We start from the raw sequence: 7,113 nt of genomic DNA on the forward strand, positions 1-7,113 counted from the left end.
GTGTTCAACACCAACTACAACATCTTCGGCTGGAACGGACGAATGGCCGACATCGGGCTGAACCATCAGTCCAACGGCCGTGCCGATCCGCTGTCACGCAGCTGGAACCGGGTGGTAGCCGACTTCGGCTTCGAGCGGGAGAACTGGGTGGTGAATCTGCGGCCGTGGTGGCRCATTCCCGAGGGCGGCAAGGAAGACGACAATCCCAACATCCAGGACTACATGGGGCGCGGGGAAGTTCAGGTCGTCCACGAGATGGGGGCCAACGAGTTCGCGCTGACTGCCCGCCATTCGTTCCGAACGGGCGATCGCTCCCACGGTTCGCTGCGCGGCACCTGGAGCTTCCCGGTGGTTCACAACCTGCGCGGCTACCTCGAGGTGTTCAACGGCTACGGCGAAAGCCTGATCGACTACAACCACAAGGCGACCTACCTCGGCATCGGCGTCTCGCTACTCGACTGGTATTGATAAAAATGTAGGAGCCGATTCATCGGCGATCCCGCGGCAGCGGGCCAGGGTGCGACGAGCACCCATTCGCCGATGAATCGGCTCCTACAACGAGCCAGCAGCCGGAAAACGCCGCTTAGTGGTGGTGACCACCCTCACCGTGGATATGGCCGTGGGCGAGCTCTTCCTCGCTGGCATCGCGCACGCCGGTGATCTCGACGGCGAAGTGCAGCGTCTGGCCGGCAAGCGGATGGTTGCCGTCGACGGTGACGTTGTCGCCTTCGATCTTGGACACGGTCACGTTGATGCTGCCCTGGTCGTTACGACCCTGGAACTGCATGCCCGGCTGCAGGTCTTCCACGCCCTGGAACGCGGCTTTGGGAACCACCTGGACCAGCTCGTCGTGGCGCACGCCGTAGCCTTCCTCGGGGCTCACGTCGACCTTGAACTGATCGCCGACCGACCGACCTTCCAGCGCCTTTTCCAGACCCGGCACGATGTGGCCTTCGCCGTGGATATAGGCCAGCGGCTCGCGGCCATCCGAGCTGTCGATGACGTTGCCCTGGTCGTCGGTCAGCGTGTAATGGAAGGAAACGGCATGGCGGTTGGCAATCTGCATGAAAATTCTCGCTATGAAGAGTAAAGAAAGGACGTGTGGGCGACCTTGGGGGCCCTCAAGGCTAGGCGACCGGCCGCCTGACTGCAAATCACGGGGCCTTCGCGATGCTGCGGCGCAACCCGCCGCGACCGCGTAATCTGCTAGTTTTCCCGCCTTTCCCTTCCCCTTTCGACGCCCCACCGGGAGCCGCATGTTCGACTGCATTCTGATCGCCAACCGTGGCGAGATCGCCTGCCGCGTGATCCGGACCTGCCGGCGCCTGGGCATCCGCACCGTGGCCGTGTATTCCACGGCCGACGCCGATGCCCAGCACGTACGCCTGGCCGACGAAGCGTGGCCCATCGGTGGCCCGCGCCCCGCCGAGTCCTACCTGCGTGGCGACGCGATCATCGAGGTGGCCCTGAAAACCGGTGCCCAGGCGATCCACCCCGGGTACGGCTTCCTCTCTGAAAACACCGATTTCGCGCGTGCCTGCGCCACGGCCGGGATCGCCTTCATCGGCCCGCGCCCGGAAAGCATCGACGCCATGGGTTCCAAGGCGGCCGCCAAGGCGCTGATGGAGACGCACGCGGTACCCCTGGTCCCCGGCTACCACGGTGCCGACCAGGATCCGGACCGGCTCGCGAAGGAAGCGGCCAGCACGGGATTCCCCCTGATGATCAAGGCGGCGTCCGGCGGCGGCGGCAAGGGCATGCGCATTTGCCGCGATGCCGCCGACTTCGCTGAAGCACTGGCCTCGGCCCAGCGCGAAGCGGCGAATGCTTTCGGTGACACCCGCGTCATCCTCGAGCGTTACGTGGAGCATCCGCGGCACATCGAGTTCCAGGTGTTCGGTGACACCCACGGCAACATCATCCATCTCAACGAGCGCGAGTGTTCGGCGCAGCGCCGCTACCAGAAGGTACTCGAAGAGACGCCATCGCCCTTCCTCGACGAAGCGCGTCGCGAACGCATGGGTGCGGCAGCGGTCGCCGCCGCCCGCGCAGTGGACTATGTCGGCGCCGGCACGGTCGAGTTCATCGTGGCCCAGGACGGCGAGTTCTTCTTCATGGAGATGAATACGCGCCTGCAGGTCGAGCATCCGGTCACCGAGGAGACCCTGGGCCTGGACCTCGTCGAGTGGCAGCTGCGTGTGGCGGCGGGTGAGCCGCTGCCGCTAGGCCAGCAGGATATTCACGCCCAGGGCCACGCCATCGAAGTGCGCCTTTACGCCGAAGATCCGGAAGCGAATTTCCTGCCGGGCTCCGGCCGCCTGCAGTCGCTCAACCTGCCGACGCCGTCGCGCCATGTCCGTCTCGACGGTGGCGTGATCGCCGGCGACACCGTAACGATTTTCTACGACCCGATGATCGCCAAACTCATCGTCCACGACCGCAATCGCGAGCAGGCACTTGAGCGGCTGCGCGAAGCCTTGGCCGTCATCGACATCGTCGGACCGAAATCCAACGTGGGATTTCTCGAGCGGCTTGCACGTCATCCGGCCGTGGTCGAGGGTCGCATCGACACGGGCTATCTCGATCGCCACCTTGAGGAATTCCTCACCGGTGACAGCGTCGCGGACAGCACCGAGCTGTTCGCCGCGGCGACCGCCGTGCTGATGGCCGATGAACTCGCGCAGCAAGGCGCCGCAGCCGACCCGCATTCGCCCTGGGCCAGTGCCGACGCATGGCGCATCGGTCATTCGGGCAAGCGCGTCGTCGCCCTGATGGAAGGAAACGTGCGCCACGAGATCGACGCGCACGGCCATGGTGGCAACTATGACCTTCGTAGCGGCGACGCCTCCTGCACGGTGGCTGGCGCGCGGCTGGGTAGTGACGTGCTTTCGGCACGCTTCAACGGCCAGGCACGGCGTCTACCGCTTGGCCTGCTTGGCGTTCGGATCCGCGTGCACGACGAAGCCGGTCGTCGCTGGAACTTTGAGCGTGCCCCCGCCTTCGCATGGGCCGGCGCGAAAGGCGCAGCTGCCCGTCATCTCGCCGCACCGATGCCGGGACGCATCGTCCTGGTCCGCGCCGCCGTCGGCGACGTGGTAGAGGAAGGCCAGGAACTGCTGGTGATGGAAGCGATGAAGATGGAACTCGCCTTGAAGGCGCCGCGCGCCGGCACCATCGAATCGATATCCGCCGCGCAGGGCGATTTCGTCGACGCCGACGCGATCCTCGTGCGCTTCGCCGAATCGGCCTGAACGGGATGTCCATGAACGCATCGAACCACGTACGCATCGTCGAGGTCGGTCCCCGTGACGGCTTGCAGAACGAGAAGGCCATGCTCGCCGCCGCGGTGAAGATCGAGCTGATCGACCGCCTCTCGGCAACGGGGTTGGCGACCATCGAGGCAACCAGCTTCGTCAGCCCCAAGTGGGTGCCGCAGCTTGCCGATGCCGCCGAGGTGTTTCGCGGCATTCGCAAGGCGCCCGGCGTCGTGTATCCGGTACTGGTGCCAAACCTGCAGGGTTACGAGCGCGCTCGCGAGGTAGGCGCCACGGAAGTAGCCGTTTTTACCGCCGCCTCCGAGGCATTCAACCGCAAGAACATCAACGCATCCATCGACGAGTCCATCGAACGCTTCGTTCCCGTCATGGAGCGTGCGCGCGCCGATGGCATTGCCGTGCGCGGTTACGTCTCCACCGTACTCGGCTGCCCTTACCAGGGCGAGGTGCCCGTCGCCGACGTGGTGCGTGTGGCCCGGCGCCTGCACGAGCTCGGTTGCCATGAAATCTCGCTAGGCGACACGATCGGCGTGGGCACGCCGGCCAAGGCACGCAACATGCTGCGCGCCGTGGCCAGCGAGGTGCCGATGAGCGCCCTCGCCGTCCATTTCCATGACACTTACGGGCAGGCGCTGGCCAACATTCTGTCCTGCCTGGAAGAAGGCGTGCGCGTGGTCGACAGCGCGGTCTCCGGTACGGGCGGTTGTCCTTATGCCAAGGGCGCGACCGGCAATGTCGCCAGCGAAGACGTGGTGTACATGCTGCACGGCATGGGTATGAACACAGGGGTAGCGCTCGACAAGCTTGTCGAGATCGGCGCATGGCTCGCCGGCCAGCTTGGAAAGGAAACCGCGAGCCGCGTCACCCGGGCGCGCACGGCCTCCTGAGTCCATCCCACGGGGTGGATCACAGGACGAAGTTACTGGGCGAATTCCAGCGTGACCAGCGATTGGTGATGCGCGCCTGTAGCAGCGTGCGTCCGTAACGTGCGAGATACCCCAGATTTCCTGTTTCCAGGAACATCGCGTAAAGGTGTTCACTTTCTTCGACGACGCGCCCGTAGGGGCGCTTGAGGAGTGCCCGAAGCTCGTCGTCGGGGAGGTTCAGTGGTTGCCCGGAAAGTAGCGAGGGATTGAGATAGGCAAGCGCTTCGGCGTCGAACCCCGTCTGCGCAAGCATGCCCGGCGTGAGCCCTTCCGCATCCACCAGGGCCATCGACAGCGTATGACGCGCACCCATCACCGAACTGCGACTCGTCAGGTCGATGCCTTCAGGAAACCGGGCCAGAAGTTGCGGCGAGATAAACCCGCGACTGATCATGTGCCTTCGCATGCCCACGTCGCGAGTGGCGGTGTTCACGCGCTCGAAGCCGTTCATGGCACGCAAGGCATCGTCGGACGGCATCGGTCGCGGACGGGAAATCGTGAATCGACTGAGGTCGGTCACATCACCACCGCCGCGCAGTCTGGGCGCCTTCAAGGCCAGGGGCGACCTGATCGCAGGCGGTCGCACATACTTTGTGGCGGCGAGAAACGTCTTGCCTCCCTTGATGGCCTGGGTGGCCAACGTGGGTCCGACCGTGGCACCTAGACCGCCCAGACCCAGCACCATGGATGCCAGCCCAAGCTTGCCGGCCAAGGCGTCGTTACCCGCGTCCGATGCCGCCGCGGAGCCGATGGCCAGGCCGATCGACGTGACGTCCACGGCTACCAGGCCCACGGCCGTTGCCTGACTGGCCGTCGCCGTCAACGAGACCACCGCGCCGATCGCCGGTGCGAGGGTGCCGCCGGACGCCGCGATCGCTATGCCGGAAGCGATGACACCGATGCCGACGAACAACCAGTCCAACCAGCCTTCACCGCCGGGGTCGCTGCGGTTGATCGGATCGCCCGAGCAGTACGCGTACGCGTTGAGCAAGCCATGAGCGAAGGGGCTCGCGGCGTCAGGACTGTGGAATCGCAGCAGGGTCGGGTTGTACGCCCGATAATGGCCAAGCACGTACCAATCGACGTTACGCTCTTTCAACTCGCCCGTATAACCGATATCGGATGAGCCTTCGGTGGCGTCGCGGTATCCGTAGGATGTATATGCCAAGGCAGCGACGGAAGCGCCCGCTTCGGCGATGATCGAACCCTGCGAATCGCCACCGAGAAGAATGACATCGTCGCTCCCGCCAGTCGTGCGGGTCTGCGCCACGATCGCACCCTGGACATGATGGAATGTCGCCGAGGTGCCCTCGCCTTCTTCGCGACTGATCTGGCCACCGACATAGTAGCGATGCCGCTCGTCCTGCCCGTCATGGATGGTACCGATCTGGCCCAATGCGTCGTATCGATAGTCGCGATGCGCATCCTCAAGCGACCAGCCTGCCGGTCGTCCAACGGCGTCGTAGCGCAAGCGCCGCCCCTTCTCGTCATACAGAAGGTTGCCACCCTGGTCGTAAGTGAAGACAAGTTCGTCGACCGTGAGACCGCCTCGCTCGATGCTGATCGCGTGCAATCGGGTCGCATCGTCCTTGGCGTATACGAAGTGCCTGGTCTCCGACGGGAAGCCGTCGAGGTAGGTGGTGACCAGCGTGACGACGTTGTCGAGTGCGTCGTATTCGAATGCCTGACCCGACAGGGGATGCCCCGAACCATCCTTGGGACCGTGCATGCCGGCACAGGAATACGCGGCAAGGCGATCGCGAAGATCATAAATGAATGTCTCGTCGCGCACGCTGCCGTCGCGAACGAGTTGGCGCGTCGAGAGCTTGCCGGCCGCGGTGTAGGCCTGTGAAAGCGATTGCACGGCGACATCCGTTCCGCTTCGTGCCGTCACCACGCGGCTCACCTCCCGGTCCTGCTCGTCGAACGACGCGTGGACGTCCATCGACCGGGCTCCGTCACGGCTCTGGCTTAACGTGCGATGCGCCCGGGAGAAAGCGTCATAGCCCACGTCGACACTCATGTCGCCGTTTTCCATGCGGACGAAACGTCCGAGCTCATCGTAGATAAGCCTGTGTGGATCTCCGTTGACGTCCGTGTACTCTGTCGGCACACCCCGCAGCGAGTAGCGGTACGAGCAACCTCGCTCACCGACCACGCCCTCGTGCTGGAATGTCTCCGCGGACACGCGACCCGATGCGTCGTACTCGATCGTGTGTCGACCCAGCCCATTCGTGACCGAGAGGGTCTCACCTGTCCTCGTGTCGTAGGTGAAGGCAGTCACGCCATCGGCGCCGATGGCTTCGAGCATGGCATCACCAAGGTGCGCCTGGTGACGGAACGCCACCGTCTCACCGGAGGGCAGCGTCATGCTGTCCGGCTTCGCCGAGACAGGCCCTTCGAAGTGATACGTCGTCTTCCTTGGTCCCGCGAGGAGCGAGGTGCGGCGTGCCAGTCCGTCGTAGGCCTGCTCGCCCAGCAGGATGGCTTCCGGCCCCAGGGAGGCATGCTGAATCCATATGGCGACGGCGAGAGCGTCACCGGTATAGGCGGCATAGTCCGTCGTGATGACCGCACCGTCCGGCCGAATGGTTTCGATGAGCCGGTCGAAGTCGTCGTAGCGGTAGTGCGAGACGCGGTCGGGCTCACCCGGCGCCACGACGACATCGCTTACCAGTCGATCGAGGCCGTCATAACTCGCGTGCTGCGAAAGACACACGTTGCCATCGGCATCCAGCGTGTCAGTACGCGCCGGCTTGCCACTGGTCGTCTGCGTGATGCGGGTACGGCCGCTGCGCACCCTCCCCTCGGGTCCTTCGACCTCCTGCCAACGCTCGGCCACACCGTCGACCGGATCGACGACGTGGTAGCCGATCACACCGTCGGCGCCGTGGATTTCCTTGACGTTATCC

The 7,113-nt window shown here is 64.7% G+C and carries 5 protein-coding genes; 3 read left to right on the forward strand and 2 right to left on the reverse strand.

Translation table 11 applies throughout. The features are described from left to right. Positions 1-468, forward strand: a 468-nt coding sequence (locus tag AC1DSN_RS16060) for a phospholipase A (RefSeq protein WP_477331625.1), incomplete at its 5' end; no start/stop codon positions are given. Between the two features lie 115 nt (positions 469-583). Here AC1DSN_RS16060 and AC1DSN_RS16065 read toward each other — a convergent pair. Beyond that, entirely contained in the window at positions 584-1,066 is a 483-nt protein-coding gene (locus tag AC1DSN_RS16065; RefSeq protein WP_159895319.1) for an FKBP-type peptidyl-prolyl cis-trans isomerase, read from the reverse strand. A 190-nt stretch (positions 1,067-1,256) separates the two neighbouring features. Between AC1DSN_RS16065 and AC1DSN_RS16070 the strand changes: the two genes are divergently transcribed. Together AC1DSN_RS16070 and AC1DSN_RS16075 are read left to right on the forward strand one after the other, a co-directional pair. Beyond that, the gene (locus AC1DSN_RS16070; RefSeq protein WP_477331627.1) at positions 1,257-3,251 is read left to right on the forward strand and encodes an acetyl/propionyl/methylcrotonyl-CoA carboxylase subunit alpha; all 1,995 of its coding nucleotides are present in this window, start codon (positions 1,257-1,259) and stop codon (positions 3,249-3,251) included. 11 nt (positions 3,252-3,262) lie between these two features. Then, on the forward strand, positions 3,263-4,162 hold the full coding sequence (locus AC1DSN_RS16075) for a hydroxymethylglutaryl-CoA lyase (protein WP_477331629.1): 900 nt from the start codon (positions 3,263-3,265) through the stop codon (positions 4,160-4,162). A 19-nt stretch (positions 4,163-4,181) separates the two neighbouring features. On the opposite strand, the gene AC1DSN_RS16080 is transcribed toward AC1DSN_RS16075, so the two are convergent. Beyond that, on the reverse strand, positions 4,182-7,113 hold a 2,932-nt coding region (locus tag AC1DSN_RS16080; protein ID WP_477331631.1), incomplete at its 5' end, for an RHS repeat-associated core domain-containing protein.

Source organism: Luteibacter sp. P4_D7_3 (assembly GCF_056401735.1).

What these genes read in the sequence shown, in the direction of transcription:
- AC1DSN_RS16075 (WP_477331629.1), top strand. Translation starts at nt 3,263, where the DNA reads ATGAACGCATCGAACCACGTACGCATCGTCGAGGTCGGTCCCCGTGAC.
- AC1DSN_RS16065 (WP_159895319.1), bottom strand. Translation starts at nt 1,066, where the DNA reads ATGCAGATTGCCAACCGCCATGCCGTTTCCTTCCATTACACGCTGACC.
- AC1DSN_RS16070 (WP_477331627.1), top strand. Translation starts at nt 1,257, where the DNA reads ATGTTCGACTGCATTCTGATCGCCAACCGTGGCGAGATCGCCTGCCGC.